Source organism: Vibrio rumoiensis 1S-45 (assembly GCF_000286955.2).
In the GTDB taxonomy this organism is placed as follows: Bacteria; Pseudomonadota; Gammaproteobacteria; order Enterobacterales; family Vibrionaceae; genus Vibrio; species Vibrio rumoiensis_A.
Window position 1 is genome coordinate 1 of record NZ_AJYK02000042.1, and the last position, 595, is coordinate 595.

A 595-nucleotide genomic window follows, 5' to 3' on the forward strand; every position below is an offset into this window, starting at 1 on the left:
CGGATTATTTCCGCATTTTATGCTTAGTGAGTATGAGACAAATCGTACTTTATGGATAAATTTAGTTATCTAGCTTGCTGTTCCAAAAAGTGACTGAGATGATAGACGGAAAGACTATACGGATTTTTCCGTCTATTAAATTGTTAGGCGTCATACATGCGATACAAGGAAAGTATATGAATCTAAATCAAGTAACTTTGGCTGTTGATGATATCAATTTGGCTGTAGATTTTTACAAAACATTAGGGCTTATTCAAATTGTCAGCGATGAGCATTATGCTCGTTTCTCTTTTCCCGGTGGAGACTCTACATTTTCAATCTACTTAGACCCAGATAAACGTGGGTTAGAATGTAGAGGTGTTGTTTATTTTGAACATGAAGAACTCGATCAGCTGGTAGAAAACCTGAAAGGTAAAGGTATAGAGTTCGATCAGGAACCCATCGATCAACCGTTCCTTTGGAAAGAAGCTGTACTAAGTGACCCATCAGGAAACAAAATTAAGTTGTATTGGGCAGGTGAAAATCGATTAAACCCGCCGTGGAAAATTGAAGAACGCACCTAACAAATAAGGATAGGTTTCGCGCAGCCGACACC

1 protein-coding gene is annotated in these 595 nt (G+C 38.5%); it reads left to right on the plus strand.

The genetic code is table 11. From position 1 onward, the window contains the following. The first annotated feature begins 176 nt into the window (after positions 1 to 176). On the plus strand, positions 177 to 563 hold the full coding sequence (locus A1QC_RS05375) for a VOC family protein (protein ID WP_017025681.1): 387 nt from the start codon (positions 177 to 179) through the stop codon (positions 561 to 563). Positions 564 to 595: the final 32 nt, after the last annotated feature.